At 67.2% G+C, this 18505-nt stretch carries 11 protein-coding genes; 8 read left to right on the top strand and 3 right to left on the bottom strand.

The genetic code is table 11. The annotated features are described in order from the left end of the window. The first annotated feature begins 134 nt into the window (after positions 1-134). Both C7I84_RS29505 and C7I84_RS05120 read left to right on the top strand, forming a co-directional pair. Complete coding sequence (locus C7I84_RS29505; protein ID WP_120785111.1) at positions 135-2456, top strand: calcium-binding protein; 2322 nt, start codon at positions 135-137, stop codon at positions 2454-2456. A 239-nt stretch (positions 2457-2695) separates the two neighbouring features. Further along, a complete protein-coding gene (locus C7I84_RS05120; protein ID WP_425351298.1) occupies positions 2696-4573 on the top strand; it encodes a L,D-transpeptidase family protein in 1878 nt (625 codons plus the stop codon). Positions 4574-4692: 119 nt separating this feature from the next. Here C7I84_RS05120 and C7I84_RS05115 read toward each other — a convergent pair whose 3' ends face one another. Then, positions 4693-13317 (bottom strand): hypothetical protein, encoded by an 8625-nt coding sequence (locus C7I84_RS05115; RefSeq protein ID WP_106771082.1) that lies wholly within the window; start codon positions 13315-13317, stop codon positions 4693-4695. A 347-nt stretch (positions 13318-13664) separates the two neighbouring features. On the opposite strand from C7I84_RS05115, the gene C7I84_RS05110 reads away from it, so the two are divergent. From C7I84_RS05110 to C7I84_RS05100, 3 genes are all read left to right on the top strand, one after another. Further along, entirely contained in the window at positions 13665-13976 is a 312-nt protein-coding gene (locus C7I84_RS05110; RefSeq protein ID WP_245428317.1) for an Hpt domain-containing protein, read from the top strand. Between the two features lie 108 nt (positions 13977-14084). Next, positions 14085-14405, top strand: coding sequence for a 2Fe-2S iron-sulfur cluster-binding protein (locus C7I84_RS05105; RefSeq protein ID WP_106771080.1), 321 nt, complete (start codon positions 14085-14087; stop codon positions 14403-14405). Positions 14406-14430: 25 nt separating this feature from the next. Next, entirely contained in the window at positions 14431-15456 is a 1026-nt protein-coding gene (locus tag C7I84_RS05100; RefSeq protein ID WP_106771079.1) for an NAD(P)/FAD-dependent oxidoreductase, read from the top strand. A gap of 12 nt (positions 15457-15468) precedes the next feature. Here C7I84_RS05100 and C7I84_RS05095 read toward each other — a convergent pair whose 3' ends face one another. Continuing rightward, positions 15469-16140 carry a DUF922 domain-containing Zn-dependent protease gene (locus C7I84_RS05095; RefSeq protein WP_106771078.1) on the bottom strand — a complete coding sequence of 224 codons (672 nt, stop codon included), beginning with the start codon at positions 16138-16140 and terminating at the stop codon, positions 15469-15471. Positions 16141-16212: 72 nt separating this feature from the next. Between C7I84_RS05095 and folP the strand changes: the two genes are divergently transcribed. From folP to folK, 3 genes are read left to right on the top strand one after another with little or no spacing between them, the layout of a single operon-like run. After that, positions 16213-17052: a dihydropteroate synthase gene (gene folP / locus C7I84_RS05090; RefSeq protein ID WP_106771077.1), complete on the top strand. Its 840-nt coding sequence runs from the start codon at positions 16213-16215 to the stop codon at positions 17050-17052. A gap of 26 nt (positions 17053-17078) precedes the next feature. Continuing rightward, positions 17079-17438 carry a dihydroneopterin aldolase gene (folB, locus tag C7I84_RS05085; protein WP_106771076.1) on the top strand — a complete coding sequence of 120 codons (360 nt, stop codon included), beginning with the start codon at positions 17079-17081 and terminating at the stop codon, positions 17436-17438. Next, the gene (folK, locus tag C7I84_RS05080; protein ID WP_106771075.1) at positions 17422-17937 is read left to right on the top strand and encodes a 2-amino-4-hydroxy-6-hydroxymethyldihydropteridine diphosphokinase; all 516 of its coding nucleotides are present in this window, start codon (positions 17422-17424) and stop codon (positions 17935-17937) included. Before folB ends, folK begins: the two co-directional genes overlap by 17 nt. 6 nt (positions 17938-17943) lie before the next feature. Here folK and C7I84_RS05075 read toward each other — a convergent pair whose 3' ends face one another. Further along, positions 17944-18495, bottom strand: coding sequence for a DUF924 family protein (locus C7I84_RS05075; protein WP_106771074.1), 552 nt, complete (start codon positions 18493-18495; stop codon positions 17944-17946). Positions 18496-18505: the final 10 nt, after the last annotated feature.

Genomic DNA, 18505 nt, shown 5'->3' with positions numbered 1-18505 from the left:
GGGCATGGCGGCGAAGATCATCGTTCAACTCTGCTTGTTCTTCCACGATAAGGTCGTCGCGATGCATTGTTTGTGATTGTCCATAGTTAAGCTGTGTGCGATGGAGAGAGCGGGATGGGACAAAGGGGGGCCGCATGGGCACGATCACCAACACCGATTTTCAGGCATTCAACCCGGCGCTGGAGGATATGCTCGATGCCATCTTCGTTGTCGGCGTTGCCGACGCGACGACCTACGAGATTGTCGGCAGCACTTCCGGCTATGTCTTCCAACTGACCGGCAGCGACTTCTCCTATTCGGGCACGGATCCGGCCGGGGGCAGCATCACCGGCTTCAACGTGCTCGACCTGTCCGGCAATCTGATCGTTGCCGCCACCGGCCTTGACCGATCGCTGCTCGATGTCCTGGCCGGGCTGACGACTTCGTCGACGGAGGCGCTGCGGATCCTGTTCGGCACCGACAGTCATTCGTTCTTCGGCTCGGACTCGGACGACGACATCTCCACTTTCGACAGTACCGCGGCCGTGGACGGCGGCGGCGGCGACGACATGATTACTGGCGGCACAGGAAACGACATCCTGAACGGCGGTGACGGGCTCGACGACATCGACGGCGGTTCAGGCAACGACACGCTGGACGGCGGTGACGGGGACGACGACATCTATGGCGGCGACGGCAACGATATTCTGGCCGGCGGCGCCGGTGACGATTACGTCTATGGGGACGAGGATGACGACACCCTGAACGGTGGTGACGGGGACGACGCCCTCGACGGCGGCGCGGGCAACGACATCCTGGACGGCGGCGCCGGTGCCGACCTGCTCGATGGCGGCGACGGCGACGACCAGTTGTTCAGCCTCACCGGCCTCGAGTGCGGATGCGATATCGACGCTCTGGTCGGCGGCGCGGGCGTCGATTTCGCCTTCGTCGACCGCTCTGACTGGTCCATCGCGCTGCAGCTCGACCTGACCGATCCCTATTACGTCAACTACATCGCTGAACGGATCATCCTCACCGAGATCGAGCGCATCGAGTTCCATGCCGGCTCCGGCAACGACACGCTGACCGGCGGCGCCCTCGATGACGCGCTCTATGGGGGAGCCGGGCGCGACCTGCTCGACGGCGGCGCGGGCGACGATGTCCTGCAGGGTGGTGCCGGCATCGACACGCTGGATGGCGACGACGGCGACGACCTGCTCGACGGCGGGTCGGAAGCCGACACGATCGAGGGCGGTGCCGGCAACGACACCATTTTCGGCGGCAGCGGCTCGGACAACCTGTCCGGTGGCTCGGGCAATGACCTTCTCGACGGCGGGCCCGGCATCGACATCATGGATGGCGGCGACGGCGACGACACCTACGTCGTCGACAACATCTACGACATGCTCAATGAGGAGGATGGCGCCGGCACCGACCTGGTGATCAGCTCCGTCGATTTCCGCCTGGGCGCTCATTTCGAGAACCTTACCCTTGCCGGGGCGGCGATCATCGGCGTCGGCAACGAACTGGGCAACCTGATCGTCGGCAATGCGAACCAGAACCAACTCCTCGGGCTGGACGGAAACGACCGGCTCGACGGCGGCGCCGGCGCCGATCTCATGCTCGGCGGTCGCGGCGACGATTTCTACATCGTCGACAACGCCGGCGACCTGGCGGTGGAGGGTTCGGGCGAAGGCTTCGATCGAGTCATGGCCAGGGTCAGCTACGAGCTGCTGCCCGAAAGCGAGATCGAGTTGCTGACCACCAACGGTTCGATCGGTACCAGCCGGATCAACCTGACCGGCAACAGCTTCTACCAGGAGATCATCGGCAATTCCGGCGCGAACATCCTGTCGTCCAAGGGCGGCGGCGACCTGATGCGCGGCCTCGCCGGCAACGACACATACAGGGTCTACGACGCGGCGGACGTGGTGCGCGAGGATTCGCCGGGCGGTGGCATCGATCATGTCGCCGCCGCGGTGGATTATGCGCTGGCAAGCGGCGCCTACATCGAAAAGCTGACGACCAATGGCTCGACCGGCCTCTCCAACATCGATCTGACCGGAAACGAGAAAGGGCAGATCATCGTCGGCAACGCCGGTGCCAACCGGCTCGACGGCAAGGCCGGCAACGACACGCTCACCGGACTTGGCGGCAAGGACGGTTTCGTCTTCTCGACGGCACTCGGTCCCGACAATGTCGACACCATCACCGACTTCAACGTCGCCGACGACACGATCCGGCTCGATGCCGCGATCTTCGCGGCGGCGGGACCGATAGGGCGGCTTGCAGCCGCGGCGCTGCTGATCAACGACACCGGCGTGGCGACGGAAGCCGCCACCCGCATCGTCTACGACACGCTTACCGGCGCGCTGTTCTACGATGCCGACGGCAGCGGGACTGACTTCACGGGCATACAGTTCGCCAATCTGACGCCCGGTCTTTCGCTCACCAACGCCGACTTCGTGGTGTTCTGAGCGAATTCCTCGAGTCCGGTGCTGACGCACGGGAAAGGCGGTACGGATCGGCGGCGCCGACCCGTGCCGGCCGATTGCGGTTCACGCTATCTTAACCTCGGCGGGATGACTTGCTATCGTCGACCGACAGGCGGGACAACAGGGTGCAATCCTGGGTGGCGCCTGTGCTATCGTGCGGGTCGGGCAGCGAGCCAGCATTGGGGGGAGCGATGACGTCTAGGCCGGGATGGACATCGTTCGTGTCGCTGACCGCATTGGCGCTTAGTCTGTCCGTCGGCGTGCCCGAAGCCAGCGCGCAAGGTTTCTTCGAAAGACTGTTCGGCGGGGGTTCGAGGCAAGCCCGCCAGCAGGAATTCCCTGCAAATCCTCCCGCCAAGCGGCTTCGGAACGAAACGAAGACGGTCCAGAAAGCCAAAAACCGGCGCCAGGCCGCCTCCCTGCGCAAGGCAAAAGCGGCGCCGCAGATCAGTGCGCCGAGCTACTATACCTACAAGGCCGAGCCGCTGGTGGCAGTCGATTTTTCGTCGCTCACCCATGTGGCTACGCCGATCGTTTCGATCTCCCACGAAGCCGCCGCGACAGGCTTGCGGTTCGACGAGGCGCTTGCCGGCCTGGATGAGTTCGAGCTGCTCGCCGAAAAAGACATCGCCGCCGCGCTTTCTTCCTACTATGCCGAAAACCGGAGCTTCATCTGGATCGACGGGACCGAGCCCAACGCGCGCGCCTTCGAGACGCTGAGCGTGCTTTCCGAGGCGGCCGGGCACGGCCTCGATCCCGCCGACTACCAGGTCGGCTTCCCACTGTCGGCCGAACCGGTCGGACGTCGCCGCGACCTCATCCGCTTCGAGATGGCGCTGTCGGCGCGCGCACTTCGCTATGTCCGCGACGCCACGCGGGGACGCATCGATCCCAATCGCATTTCCGGCTACCACGACTTTCCGGCCAAGCCGCTCAATCTCGCCGGCGTGCTCACAATCCTGGCACGGACGAACGCACCGCGCGCCTATCTCGAAACCCGGCATCCCCGGAACCCGCAATACCGTGCGCTGCAAGCGGAGCTGAAGGCGCTCGAGACGGTGCAGGACGATACGGTGTCGGTCGATCCCGGGCTGCTGCTCAAGCCCGGCCAGTCAAGCCCGGAGCTGCCGAAGCTGCTAGCGCTGATCGCGCGCGATGCAGGCGCCCTGGGCGGCGAGGATCGCGAGACCTTGGCTCGGCTCGCCGCAAGCGAGGTCTATGCCGGCGACCTGGTGCCGGTGATCAAGGCCGCCCAGCAGCGCGCCGGCCTCAAGCCCGACGGCGTCGTCGGCCCGAGGACCGTCCGGGCCCTCGTCGGAACGTCGAAGGCCGAGCGGATCGACAAGGTCAAGATCGCGCTGGAGCAATTGCGCTGGCTGCCCTCGCAGCTCGGCAGTCCGCGCGTCTTCATCAACCAGCCCGCCTTCACCGCTGCCTATATCGACGGTGAAACGGAGACGCTGAAGACGCGCGTCGTCATCGGCGCGGCGGCGACGCAGACGAGCTTCTTCTACGACGAGATCGAGCAGGTCGACTACAATCCCTACTGGGGCGTGCCGCAGTCGATCATCGTCAACGAGATGCTGCCGCGCCTGCGCCGGGATCCGGGCTGTCTCGATCGCGCCGGCTACGAAGTGTTCAACGGCAAGGGCAAGCGCATCCCGTCCTCTTCGGTAAACTGGTGGCGTTACGGCGCGAACGTCCCCTACACGATCCGGCAGACGCCGAGCGAAGCCAATGCGCTCGGCGAGCTGAAGATCCTGTTTCCCAACGAGCATGCCATCTACATGCACGACACGCCGGTGAAACATCTGTTCGAGCGCGACGGCCGCGCCTTCAGCCACGGCTGCATCCGGCTGCAGGACCCGCGCGGCATGGCCGCCGCGGTGCTGGGCACCTCGGTCGATCATGTCGCCGCAAAGCTGAAGCAGGGGCATTCCATGGAGAAGACCCCCAAGGTGCCGGTCTATGTCGCCTATTTCACCGCCTGGCCGACGCCTGCCGGCACGGTCGAATATTTCGACGACGTCTACGATCGCGACTCGCGAGTGAGGCTGGCCATCGACGCGACCGAAGCGGTGCGGGCGCCGGGAAGCTGACCCGGAGCGTCGCCGGCCCTCGGCCAGCCGACGACGTCAGTCGTAGCGCAATCCGTCCGATCCTCGTTAGGCACGGTCGGGGAGGTGGGTTACCCCCAACCATTGATTCACGACGCTGCTCAGCGCAGCCGGCCGGCCGCGTGGGCGAGCATGGTGTAGACCTTGCCTGTGTCGGAGGCGAGATAGGTCTGCTCCAGCCGCCCGTCGCGGTCGTTGCGCGAGATGTCCTTGAGCAGCTTCTCGAAATCCTCGCAGTAGCGGTCGACGGCCGCCTGGAAGTCGCGGTCGGCCTGATACTTGCGGCGGATCTCGTCGAAGGTCTGCTGCCCCTTCAGCGTGTAGAGGCGGCGGGTGAACACGTCGCGTTCGCCGCGCCGGTGGCGGGCCCACAGCTCCAGCGCCGCATCCTGGTCGATCGCCCGGGCGATATCGACGGTGAGCGAGCCGAGCGAGGCGGCGACCGGCGAGCCCTTGCGCTCGGCGGGGCGGGGCTGCAGCGCGACCTCGCCGTCCTCGTTCTCGGCGCGCGCCGCGCCGCTCAGGAGGTCGCGCACCCAGCCCGTCTTCGGCCTTGTGTCTTCATCGCGCGAGGGTGCGGGATCGACCTTCGGCTCCGGCTTGCGCTCTGCCGCTGGTGCCGGCGGCACGAGCCGGCGAGGGGCCGGCGACGACTTGTCGGAAACGTCGACGGTGCGGCCGGATTTGGCAACGATGTCGGACAGTTCCTTCAGAGCCTTGATCTGCTCGCCGACGGCGCGGCGGATCGCGGTGGTCGATTCCTTGGCCTCCTGCGGCATATCGAGCACGCCCTTCTTGAGCTCCGCGCGGGTGGCGTCGAGATCGCCCTTGATGGCGCTTGCCGTGCGGCGCATCTCCTCGGTGGCGTCGGCGAAACGCTTGGTGGCGGATTCGACCACGTCGGTGATGGCGGCGCGGATCTTGTCCGTCGACTCGCGCGTGCGGCCCTCGGCCTTGTCGAGCGCGCCACCGACCAGGTTCTCGAACGACTTCATGATGGTCTCGAGATCCTCCGATTTCTTGACCAGGCCGACCGCGAGGTCCTCCAGTGCCGACTGCCGCTCCAGCGTGTGCTCGAGATTGCTCTGGGCCGAGCTCAGCAGTTGCGACGCGCTGGTGAGAAGGCGGCTGTGCTCCTCGAAGCGGGTGGCGATCGAGGCAACCTCGCGCAGCGTGCCGGACGACAGTTCGGTGAGGCGGCTGGTGTTGGATTCCACCAGCCGGGCCGAACTGGCGAAGGTGAGCGCGGCCTTCTCGGTGGAGGCGGCGAAGCGCTCGGTCGTGCTGCCGAGATCGGTTTCCACCTTCGACAGGTTTTCCGCCGCCGTCTCGATCAGCTTGCCGAGCTTGGCGCTCGACGTCGACATGCGCCCGATCAGCTCGTTGACGCCGGTGGCGAGGCTGCCGCGGGCGCCGTCGACCGCGGCCAGCGTCTCGGCCGTGCGGCTGGCCAGCGCCTCGGCAAGTGCTGCGTTCTCGGCGCGCAGCTTCTCGGCGGCGCGCTCCGAAGCTTCCTCGACGGTCTTTTCGAGTTCGGCATGGGCGGCGCCGAGCTTGTCGGCGATCGGCCGCGCCGTCTCGTCGAGCACGCGCGTGATCTCGGCGGAGCGTTCCGCCATCAGCGTGTTGAGCTCGCGGGTGCTGGCGGCGATGGCACGCGCCGCGTCGTTGGTGCTGTCGCCGATATGCTTGCCGACAGAGGAGAAGGTGTCGGCGACGATGCCGGCGCGCGACACCAATTGCTCCTCGGCGCTGGTCACATGCTCGCCGATCCTGCGGCCGAGTTCCTCGGCGCTCGCGGTCATGCGGCCTTCGACGTCGGCCAGGGCGGCGCCGACGCGGCCGGCGGCCGCCTCCGCGCTGCCGGCGAGCCGGCTCTCCGCATCCGACAGCTTCGCATCGACATGCGCGGCTGCCGCCTCGGCGCCGGACATGACGCGCTGGTCGGCGGCCGACAACGCCTGCTCGATCCGGCGGGCACGGATTTCCAGCTCCTTGGACGACTGGGCGACACGGGCGCCGATCCGCTCCTCCGCTGAGGAGAACGCGCTTGCCGCTTCCTCGGCGCGCGCGGCGATCACCGAGGCGCTCTCGCCGACGCGGGCGGCGAACCGCTCGTCGGCTTCCTTGAACACCTCGCCCATCTCCACGGCACGCGCCGACAGCGCGTCGGCGGCGGCGTTCGTACGGGCCGCGATACGCTCCTCGGCGGTCTCGAAGACGCTGCCGAGTTCGACGGCGCGGGCCGCCAGGGACTCGGCCGTCTGGTCCACCCGCGAGGCGATGCGCTGGTCTGCGGCCTCGAACACTTTTTCGAACTGGTCGGCTCGGCCGGCCAGCATGTCGGCGCTTTTCTCGACGCGGGCGGCGAGCCGCTCGTCCGTATCGTGGAAGATGCGGCCGATCTCGCTGGCGCGCGCCGCCAACTGGCCGGCCGTCTCGCCGACACGGGCGGTGAGACGCTGGTCGGCGTTCTCGAACACCTGCACCAGCTCCGTGGCGCGCGCCCCGAACGCCTGCGCGCCGTTCTCGATACGCTCGGCGAACTTGCGGTCGGCCGTCTCGAGCAGCGCCCCGATCTCGCCGGTGCGCGCATCCAGCGTCTCGGCGCCCTTGGCGAAGCCCAGCACGATGCGCTCGTCGACGTTCTCGAACAGGCGTCCGATCTCCGCGGTCCGGGCGTTGAGAGCCTCGGCCGATTCGGCGATCCGCTGGGAGAGGGTGCCGTCGGCCTTGTCGAAACTCTGGCCGATCTCGGCGGCGCGGGCGGCAAGCGTCTCGGCCGTCGCCATCGCCCGCTCGACCAGCTGGCGATCGCTCTGGGCGAAGCTCTGCACGATCTCGGCGGCGCGCGCCGACAGCGTGTCGGCGGTCTCGCCAGTGCGGGCGAGGAGGCGCTGGTCGGTCTGCGCGAACACGTCGGCGATGTCGTTCGCCCGGGCGAGCAGCGCGGCCGAGGTCTCCTCGGCGCGCTCGGCGATGCGGCGGTCCGCATCGGTGAAGACGTCGCCGGCCTCCTTCTGCAACGCCGCGGTGATCTCCATCACCTTGTCGCGCAGCGAGGTGGCCACGGCCACGGCGCTGCCTTCCAGCGCCACGCGCACGTTTTCGACGCCGGCCGAAAGCGCCCGCTGCATCGTGCCGGTACGCTCCTCGATGACCCCGGTCTGGCGGTCGAATGCCTCGCCGATCTTCTCGACATCGGCGGCGATCGCCTGCGAGATGAGCTCGCGCTTGCCGGCGATGCTGTCGATATGCGCGGAGATTTCGAGGTCGATGGTGCGGCGTGCGTCGACCAGCTTCTCCAAATCGGTGTCGAGCGCCTGCGCAAAGCTCTGGCGGCCCTCGGCCAGTCTGCCGAGATGGTCCACAACCATCGCGTCGATACCCGCGCGGCTGTCGGCGACCTTGCGGAGGTCGGCTTCGAGCGCTTCGGCGAGCACGCCGCGGCGTTCGGTGATGGTCGCCGCCTGCGACTGCACGAGCTGATCGAGGGCATCCCGGGCTTCGGCGAGCTTCGCCAGATCGTCGTCGAGCGCCCGCTCGAGCAGGGTCCGGCCTTCCGCCAGCTTGCCGGCATGCATCTCGATGGCGCGGTCGACGCCCGACCGGGTGTCGCTGATCTCGGCGAGATCGGCTTGCAGCGCCTGCTTCAGCGTTTCGCGGCTTTCCGCCAGCTTCGCGACATGCGCCTCGACGAGACGGTCGAGGTCGCCGCGTGCGTCGCCCAGCCTGGACAGATCGCTTTCCAGCGCGCGCCGCAGGATGTCGCGGCCCTGGGCCAGCTTCTCCACCTGCGCGGCGACCAGCGCGTCGATGCCGGCGCGGCTTTCGGACAGCTTTGTCAGATCGTCGGCAAGCGTGCGGGCGAGGACATCGCGGCCCTCGGCCAGCTTGTCCGCCTGGCCGGCGATCGCCTGATCGACCATGGCGAGATCGCCGCGCAGGGCGTCCGTCAGCGTGCCGCGCGCCTGTGCGAGCTTTTCGGTCTGACCGGCAATGAGCTGGTCCACCGTCTCCAGGTCGCCGCGCAGCGCCTCGGTGAGGGCGTTGCGGGTTTCCGCCAGCTTTTCAACCTGGCCGTCGACCATGCCGCCGATGCTCGCCATGTCCTGTTCGAGGGCGCGCGACAGCATCTCGCGGCCGTCGGCGACCTTGGCGATCTGGTCGCGGATGATCGTCTCCAGACCGGACATGTCGGTCTCGATGGCGCGGGCCAGCATGTCGCGGCCTTCGGAGATGCGGTCGAGCTGCTTGCCGACGATCTCGTCGAGCACGTCGCGGCTTTCACCGACCTTGTTGAGATCGGCTTCGAGCGCCCGCGACAGCAGGCTGCGGCCTTCCGCCAGCTTGGCGACATGGCCGACGATCATGCTGTCGAGCCCTTCGCGTGCCGACGCGACCCTGGTGAGGTCGGCTTCCAGGGCCTCGGCGAGGGTGGTGCGGCCCTCGGCGATGCGGTCCACCTGCGCCTGGACGAGACCGTCCACCGCGCTGCGGGCTTCCGCCAGCTTGTCAAGGTCGGCTTCGAGCGCCAGCTTCAGGGCGTCGCGCCCTTCCGACAGCTTGTCGAAATGCGAGGCGACCAGCCGGTCGATCTCGCCGCGTGCGTCCTGGACCTTGGCCAGATCCTCCTCCAGCGCGCGCGTGAGCCGGTCGCGGCCCTCGGTGAACTTCTCGACCTGGTCGACGACGATGCCGTCGATCGTGGCGCGGCTCTCCTGCACGACCGCGAGGTCGGCCTCGAGCGCGCGCTTCAGCATCTCGCGGCCCTCGGCGAGCTTGTCCAGATGACTGGCGGCGATGTGGTCGATCTCGGCGCGGCTCTCCAGCACCCGGCCAAGGTCGTCCTGCAGCGCCTGCTTCAGCACTTCGCGGCCTTCGGCCAGTGCCCGGACATGATCCTGGGCGATGCCGGTGATCTCGGCACGGCTCTCCACAAGCTTCTGGAAATCGGCGTCCAGCGCCCTCCTGAGGATGTCGCGGCCCTCGGCCAGCTTCTCGACCTGAGCGGCGACGAGCCCGTCGATGCCGGCCCGGCTCTCCGCCAGCTTGGCCAGATCCGCCTCGAGCGCCTGCTTGAGCATCTCGCGGCCTTCGCCGAGTTTTTCGACATGGGCGGCGGCGATGCCATCGATCTCCGTGCGGCTCTCCGAAAGCTTAGCCAGGTCGGCTTCGAGCGCCTGTTTCAGGATTTCACGGCCTTCGCCGAGCTTCTCGATATGGCTGGTCGCCAGGCCGTCGATCTCCGCGCGGCTTTCCGAAAGCTTCGCCAGGTCGGCTTCCAGCGCGCGCTTCAGGATGTCGCGGCCTTCGGCCAGCTTCTCCACCTGCGCGGCGACAAGCCCGTCGATGCCGGCGCGGCTCTCCGCCAGCTTGGCGAGATCCGCCTCCAGCGCCTGCTTGAGCATCTCACGGCCTTCGCCGAGCATTTCGATATGCCCGGCGGCAATACCGTTGATCTCGGCGCGGCTTTCGGACAGCTTGGCGAGGTCGGCCTCAAGCGCCTGCTTGAGCATCTCGCGGCCTTCGCCGAGTTTTTCGACATGGGCGGCGGCGATGCCGTCGATCTCCGTGCGGCTTTCGGAAAGTTTCGCGAGGTCGGCTTCAAGCGCCTGCTTGATCATCTCGCGGCCCTCGGCCAGCTTCTGGATATGGCTGTCGGCAATGCCGTCGATCTCGGCCCTGCTGTCGGACAATCTTGCCAGGTCCGCTTCCAGTGCGCGCCTGAGGATGTCGCGGCCCTCCGCCAGCTTCTCGACCTGGGCGGCGACGAGACCGTCGATGCCGGCGCGGCTTTCGTCGAGCTTGGCAAGGTCGTCGGCCAGCCGCTTCGACAGCACGTCGCGGCCCTCGGCGAATTTCTGGGCCTGAACGTCGCCGGCGGCATGCATCCGGGCGATGTCGCTCTCCAGCGCGGCGGTGAGCAGGCTACGGCCCTCGACAAGCTTGTTCACATGCGTGGCGACCATTTCGTCGATGGTGCTCATGTCCGAGGCGAAGGCCTGGCTCAGCGCCTCGCGGCCTTCCGCCAGCCGTCCGGACTGGCCCGACAGCATGCCTTCGATGTCGGCCATCTCGGTTTCGAGCGCGCGCGACAGGATGCGCCGGCCCTCGGACAGCTTGTCGAGATGGTTGGCGACCATGGCGTCAATGTTGGCGAGATCGGCTTCCAGCGCCTTGGACAGAACGCTGCGGCCGCCTTCGATCTTTTCGGCCTGACTGACGACCAGACCGTCGATGGTCTCGACGTCGCTTTCCAGCGCCCGGCTGAGCGCCTGACGGCTTTCGGTGATGCGTTCGATCTGGCCGCCCACCAGATGCTCGATGCCCTCGAACTCGCCATGCAGCGATTGGGTCAGCGCCCGCCCGCCCTCGGCGATCTTGGCGATCTGCTCGGCAACCGTCGCCTCGACACCGCCGAGATCACTGCGCAGCGCCTCGATCAGGCCCTTGCGGCTGGCGTCGATCCGGTCGATCTGCGTCGAGATGGTGGCTTCCAGGCTGCCGACGTCCTCGTCGAGCGCCCGGCTCAGCGCGCCGCGCGTATCGGCGATGCGGGCGGTCTGGGTGGTGACGATGGTCTCCAGCCGTTCCAAATCCTTTTCAAAGGCTTGCGACAGCGCATTGCGACCGTCCGCGAACTTTTCCAGCTGCGCGGCGACCATGCCGTCGATTACCGAGGAGTCCGCCTCGAGTGCACGCGACAGGATGTTGCGTCCCTCGCTCAGCTTGGCGACGTGCGAGGTCACCATCTCGTCGATGCTGGTGCGGCTCTGGGCCAGCTTCTCGGCGTCCTCGTGCAACGCCCGCTCGAGGCCTTCGCGGCCTTCGGCGATCTTGCGCAGCTGCTCGCCGAGCGAAAGGTCGATGAGGGTGCGCGACTCGTCCAGCCTGCGCAGGTCCTCCTCGACCGCCTTGGCAAGCGTCTCGCGGCCCTCCGCCATCTTGCGGACCTGGGCGTCGACCGCTTGCTCGATCTCGTCGCGGTCGGCTGTGAAGCGTTCAAGGTCGGCGCGCAGCACGCCGGCCATGCGCTCGCCGCTCTCGGTGATCTTGCGCGCATGCTCGTCGATGACGTCCTCTATGCCCTGGCGCGCCGTGGTCAGCCTGCCGAGGTCGGCGTCGAAGGCCTGCGCCGCCATGGAGCGGGCGTCTTCCAGCCGGCCGGCGAAGTCCACCGCATGCGCCTCCAGCATGGTCGAGGTGGAGGTCACCATCTCGGCCATGTCGGCGTTCAGCTTGCTCTTGTTCTCGTCGATGAGGTCGGCGAGCTGCTGGCGCCCGCCTGTGAAGGTGGCGGCGATCTCGGTGGCGCGCTCGACCAGCGTGTCGTTGATCTGGCGGGCGCGTGCCTCCAGGGCGGCGTTCAGCTTCTCCGTTCCCGTGTCGAGCGCCTCTGCCCGCGTCTGGAATTCGCTGATCAGGCTCTGGCCGCGCTCGGCCAAGGTGCGCTCGATGCCCTTCAGGCTGGTGTCGAACTCCTCGTTGAGGGTGCGGGCGGCATCGCCGAGCAGCGAGACCATGCCCGACGTCCGCTCGTCGAGCAGGTCGCTCAGCGAGCGCGTCGCATCCTCCGACGTCTGCTTGAGGGTGGCGATGCGGGTGTCGAGCAGGCTGGCGAAGGCCTCGCCCGAGGTGGTGATGCGCTCGCTCAGCGCGTCCAGCCGGCTGCCGATCGACTCGAAGATGGAGCTGCCGCTGTCGTTGATACGGTCGATCAGCGCATCGCCGGAATTGTTGATGGTCATCGACAGTTTTGTCGACGCGCCGAGAATGCTGTCGCGGATGGCGTCGCTTGCCGAACTCAGCTGCTCCTTCAGCGTCTCGTTGGCGCCGGTGATCGAGGCGCGCACGCGCTCGGCATGGCCGACCACCGCCTCGCGCTCGCTGCCCAGGCCGTCGACGAGCGCGCGGATGCGCGCCTCGTTCTCGGAATAGGAACGCTCGAGCTGGTTCACTTCGGTGTGGACAAGCGTCTCAAGCTCGACGGCGCGCGCCAGCGTGCGCTCGATGCCTTCGCCCATAGCAGCGACCTCGCGCCGCACCGCCTGGCCGACGGTGAGCACGCGGCCCTGCGCGAGATTCTCCGGCTCGGCGAGGCGGGCGGCCACCTCGGCCATGCCTTGCGCGGCCAGGCGCATGTCCTGGGCGCGGCGGACCATGACGGCAAAGCCCCAGAACAGGATGAGCGGCGTCAGCGTGATGACGGCGACGAGCAGCACGACCGGCTGCTCGAGTATGGCGGCAATCGACGGCTGGGCAAGAATTTCCGGATCGACCAGCAGGTAGCCGAGCGCAACGCCGCCGGCGATCCATAGCAGCGACAGCAGGGCGACGGTCCAGTAGATCGCCGATGACGAGCGGCGCGACAGGCTCTGCAGCATCAGCCGCGTATCGCGGACGCTGTCGTCATTGGCGGCCGTGAAGGCCGGCTGCGGCGCGTCGACCGGGCGCAGGCCGAGCGACGAATGGGGCTTGACGTCCTCCGCGCGTTCGATGTCGGCGGCCTCGGATTGCGACGCGGCCTTGACCGGTCCAGAATCCATCTCGCGGCTCTCGCGCGACAACTCCTCGGCCGCCCGCGATATCTGCGCCTCCAGATCCTCCATGGACGCGGCGATGTCGAGATCGCCGGTGCCGGTGGGATCGTTGTTCAGCGCATCCTCGAGTTCCTTCGCGGCATCGCCATCGAGGTGCTTCGAGGTCGTCGGTCTCTTCGCCATGCCGCTACTACCCTGTACCAATGCCGCAGTGCCAGCCGAAACTGGCAGGGAAAGCCCCGTTCGCAAAGCCCGTTATAACCCAGTTTCATCGTATCTACCGGGTTCGGTAAAGAAAACTCCAATCCGGGCGAATGCGTAAAAGTTTAAACATAGGGTTAACGCCTGCGCAGCCTAAAGCCAGGATTTGAGCCGTTTTTTTGGCCGCTTTTTCGATTAACCGGTTATCCACACGATAGACATAGGGTGCGACGGACGCGCCGGATCAGTACCGAGGTTCAACCGGAATGTTGCAGAACGAAATGAATGCTGTCGCTTTCTCTCGGCCAGGCGGAGAGGCGGCGAGGACCATGCGCGGCCGACCCATCGATCTCGCCCATCTCGCCCGCCAGACCATGGGCGACCGCGCCCTCGAGCAGGAGATCCTCGGCCTGTTCGTGCAGCAGACCCGGCAGGTGCGCGACCGGATCGGCGAGGCGGAGCCTCGGGAATGCCGACAGCTGGCGCATGGGCTCGTCGGCTCGGCGCGCGGGGTCGGCGCCTTCGCCATAGCCGACTGCGCCGCCGAGATCGAGGCGGAGCCGGAGAACCGCACCGCCAGGAAACGGCTCGCCAGGCTGATCGACGAGGCGCGCGACTTCGTGGCGGCGATCGGGCGCTAGGACAAGCCTGCCGGACGGTCTGGGCCACGCCGAAAGGCCCTCTTGTTGACTCGGCCGCCACAGTGCTTATGTCCGGGCTGACCAGGCATTCCGGACCGATACCCAATCATGACCAAGCTGACTTTTGTAGCCTTCGACGGCACGCGTTTCGAAGTCGATGCCGAGAACGGCTCGACGGTGATGGAGAATGCCATCCGCAATGCCGTGCCGGGCATCGAGGCCGAATGCGGCGGGGCCTGCGCCTGCGCCACCTGCCATGTCTATGTCGACGAGGCGTGGACCGGCGTGGTCGGCGAGCCGGAGGCGATGGAAGAGGACATGCTGGACTTCGCCTACGAGGTAAGGCCGAATTCGCGCCTGTCGTGCCAGATCAAGGTGCGCGACGAACTCGACGGGCTCGTGGTGAGCGTGCCCGAACGGCAGGGATAAAGCCGCCCGCTCGGAGGGAAAAGCCATGGCAGAGCCGACCCGCACGGATGTCCTGATCGTCGGGGCGGGGCCGGTCGGGCTCTTCGCCGTGTTCCAGCTGGGCCTGTTCGACATGCGTTGCCACCTGGTCGACATCCTCGACCGGCCTGGCGGCCAGTGTGCCGAGCTCTACCCGGAAAAGCCGATCTACGACATTCCCGGCTATCCGATGATCTCGGCGCAGGGCTTGGTCGACCGGCTGATGGAGCAGATCGCCCCGTTCACGCCCGGCTTCACCTTCAACCGCATGGTCACCGCCTTGGAGCGGCTGGAGGACGGCGGTTTCCGGGTGACCACGGATGAGAACGAAGTGTTCGAGGCCCGCGTCGTGGTGATCGCCGCCGGCGGCGGCTCGTTCCAGCCGAAGCGGCCGCCCATTCCCGGCATCGAGGCCTATGAAGGCGGCAGCGTCTTCTATTCGGTGCGCCGCATGGAGGCGTTCCGCGGCGAAAAGGTGCTGATCGTCGGCGGCGGCGATTCCGCCCTCGACTGGACGCTCAACCTGCAGCCGGTTGCCGAAAGCGTGACGTTGGTGCATCGCCGGCCGGAGTTCCGCGCCGCGCCCGACAGCGTCAACAAGATGTATGCGCTGCAGGAGATGAAGCAGCTCGAATTCCTGGTCGGCCAGGTGACGGGCCTTCACGGCGGCGACGGAAAATTGACGGCTGCGACCGTCAAGGGGCCGGACGGCGAGGTCGAGGTGCCGTGCACGCGGCTCTTGCCCTTCTTCGGCCTGACGATGAAGCTCGGGCCGGTCGCAGACTGGGGCCTCAATCTCCACGAGAACCTGATCCCGGTCGACACCGAGAAATTCGAGACCTCCGAGCCCGGCATCTTCGCCATCGGCGACATCAACTGGTATCCCGGCAAGCTGAAGCTGATCCTGTCGGGTTTTCACGAGGCGGCGCTGATGGCGCAGGCGGCCAAGCGCATCGTCAGCCCGGGCGAACGCATCGTGTTCCAATACACGACCTCCTCCACCAGCCTGCAGAAGAAGCTCGGCGTGGCGTGAGGTCGTTCGTCTTCAGGTCGATCCGAAAATCTTCTGCCAGAACTCGACGATGAAGGAGGGGCGGTAGTTCTTCGCCCTCTCGGCCGCCTGCATTTGCTCCAGCCGGTAGAGCATGAGGCGCAGCAGCCGGCTCTCGAAATTGATGCCTTCGACCCGGTCGAACTCGTCCTGCGCGGCATTGTGCCTTGCAAGCACCTTGGCGGTCACTTCCTTGATCTTCTCGGCGGTCTGCTGGCAGGTCGGCTGCCGGTCGATCGCCAGCAGCGCCCGCTCCAGCTCGCGGGCGTGGTTCTTGGCGATGACGACGTGGCTCTCCTCGTGCCGCTTGATGTCGGCGGCCAGCGTGTCCCAGATCAGCCGGACCTCGCGGTCGGCCTGTTTCGAGCGCCGCCATTTCGGCAGGATCACCTTGGCCTTGACCGTCACGTCGGCCTGGACGATGCGGCAGCGGCCGTTCTGCTCGCCATAGCCGATGCGGCTCTTGAACTCCATCTGAGTCACGCCGGGGTGGCGGCGGCCGGAGCTCTGCACATGCGGCCCGCGCTCGGCCAGTTGCGATTCGATCTCGTCGAGCGTGCTGCCGCCGATCGAGAAGTAGCTGTAGCTCTTGGAAATGCTGGCCGCGCCGGCAGCCGGGGCGGTGAGGGCAATCATGGCCAGCGCAGTCAAGGTTCGTTTCAGCATGTTGCCTCTGGCGGCACCATGCTTTACGGGCGTGCCCGGCGCAATGAAAAATCGGCGGCTCACGGCAATTCGATGAAAGCGGCGGTCTGGCAACTCGCGCATGGGCGAAGCCTGGGGCTTGGCGAGCGCGCCGTCGTCATGGGCGTCCTCAACGTCACGCCCGACAGCTTTTCCGACGGCGGCCGTTTCGTCGATTTCGACCGCGCACTGGCGCAGGCGGAGCGCATGGCGACCGAGGGTGCCGCCATCATCGACGTCGGCGGCGAATCGACCAGGCCGGGCGCCGATCCGGTGCCCGCCGACGAGGAGCAGGCGCGCGTCCTGCCGGTGATCGCCGCTCTTGCGAGCAAGGGCGGCGTCCTGATCTCGGTCGATACCTACAGGGCCGAGACGGCGCGGCTCGCTGTCGCCGCCGGCGCCCATATCGTCAACGACGTCTGGGGCTTGCAGCGCGACGTCGGCCTCGCACGGGTCGCAGCCGGGACCGGTGCGGGCCTGGTCGTCATGCATACCGGGCGCGACCGCCGGAAGCTGCCCGACGTCATCGACGATCAGGTGGCATTCCTGTCCGAATCGCTGCGCCTGGCGCGGGAGGCAGGCGTCGCCGACGACCAGATCGTGCTGGATCCCGGCTTCGGCTTCGCCAAGGACGCCGAGGAGAATCTGGCCTTGATGGCACGCTTTGAGGATCTGGCGCGACTTGGCCGGCCGTTCCTGGTCGGCACCTCGCGAAAGCGCTTCGTCGGCCATGTGACTGGCCGCGATCCCGACCATCGCGCAGCCGGCACGGCTGCCACCAGCGTCATCCTGAGGCTGAAGGGCGCGGCGCTGTTCCGCGTCCACGATGTCGCAATCAACATCGATGCCCTGGCCTTCGCCGATGCTATGCTTGCCCGCGGCGGCGAGGAATAAGACCGCGGAACGGCGCGACGGGAAAAATGTACACGATCAAGATCAAGAACTGCGCCTTCTTCGCCCGGCACGGTGTGTTCGACGCCGAGGAGACGCTGGGACAGCGTTTTTACGTCGATGCCCTGCTGTCGGTCGATCCCGGCGACGCGCTGCTGACCGATTCGATCGGAGGCACCGTCGACTATGGCGAGGCCTTCTCGTTGATCGAGCGCATCGTCATGGGCGAGCGGCGCTTTCTGATCGAATCCCTGGCGCTGGAAGTGGGCAGGGCGCTGGTTGCCGAGTTCCCGCAGATCACGCGGGCCGAGATCACCATCCGCAAGCCCAACGCGCCCGTGCGCGGCGTGCTCGATTATGTCGAGGTGACGGTTGTCTGGCCGCAATAGGGAGCACGTCTTCCTCAGCCTCGGCGGCAATCTCGGCGACCCGGCGCGGGCGATGGGCGCGGCGCTGCGCCTGATCGACGCCGATGCCGAGTGCACCGTGGCCGCGGTGTCGTCTCTCTACCGCACGCCGCCCTGGGGCAAGCTCGACCAGCCGGACTTCCTGAACTCGGCGGCGGAAATCCTGACGTCGCTGCCGCCGCGCGCTTTCCTCGACCTCTGTCTGGAGGCCGAGCGGCGGCTGAAGCGGGAGCGCCGGGAGCGCTGGGGTCCGCGGCTGATCGACATCGATATCCTGCTGTTCGGGACGCGCCGCGTCCATGAGCCCGGCCTCGAGGTGCCGCATCCGCGCATGGCCGATCGCGCTTTCGTGCTGGTGCCGCTGGCAGAGATAGCGCCGGACGTCGCATGGGACGGCGTGGCGCTGTCGCAACGGATCGAGGCGATCGACACCTCCGGCATCGAGCGCATGCCGGGCGGCCGCGACTGGTGGAGGCAGTAGCGTCGGTCAGCCGGCGAAGCCGCCGCCGTCGAGAAAGGCCTGTTCCTCCGGCGTGGTGTCGCGGCCGAGGATAGCGTTGCGGTGCGGGAAGCGTCCGAATCTTGCGACGATGTCGCGGTGGCCGCGCGCATGCTTGGCATAGTCCTCGGCAAATTCCTCGGGCAGCGAGAGGTTGAAACGCACCGCCTCCTCCTGGTCGGCCAGGTTCTCCGAATGCGAGAAGGGCAGATAGAAGAAGACGCGGATCGGCCCCTCCAGGGCGCGGTCGTGGCCGGCCTCGATCGCTTTGCGCGCGAAGCGGCGGGCGAGCGGGTCGGTGGCATACATGTGCCCGGTGCCGCGAAAGCAGTTGCGTGGCAGCTGGTCGAGCAGGATCATCAGGGCAAGCGACCCGTCCGGCGTCTCCGACCACCGGTCGAGCTCGCGCCGCGCCGCCGCCATATGCGTCTGCATCAGCGTGTCGCGGAACGCAGCATCGAAGGCCTCGTCCTTCTCGAACCAGCGTTTCGGTCCGGCCTCCCGCCAGAAGCCGACCACCTGGTCTATCGTGGCGATCATCGGCAATCCT

This window comes from Kumtagia ephedrae, assembly GCF_003012745.1.
Taxonomy (GTDB): Bacteria; Pseudomonadota; Alphaproteobacteria; order Rhizobiales; family Rhizobiaceae; genus Kumtagia; species Kumtagia ephedrae.
Note: the sequence above shows the minus strand (reverse complement) of the source record. Positions and strands in the feature narration are given on the sequence as shown.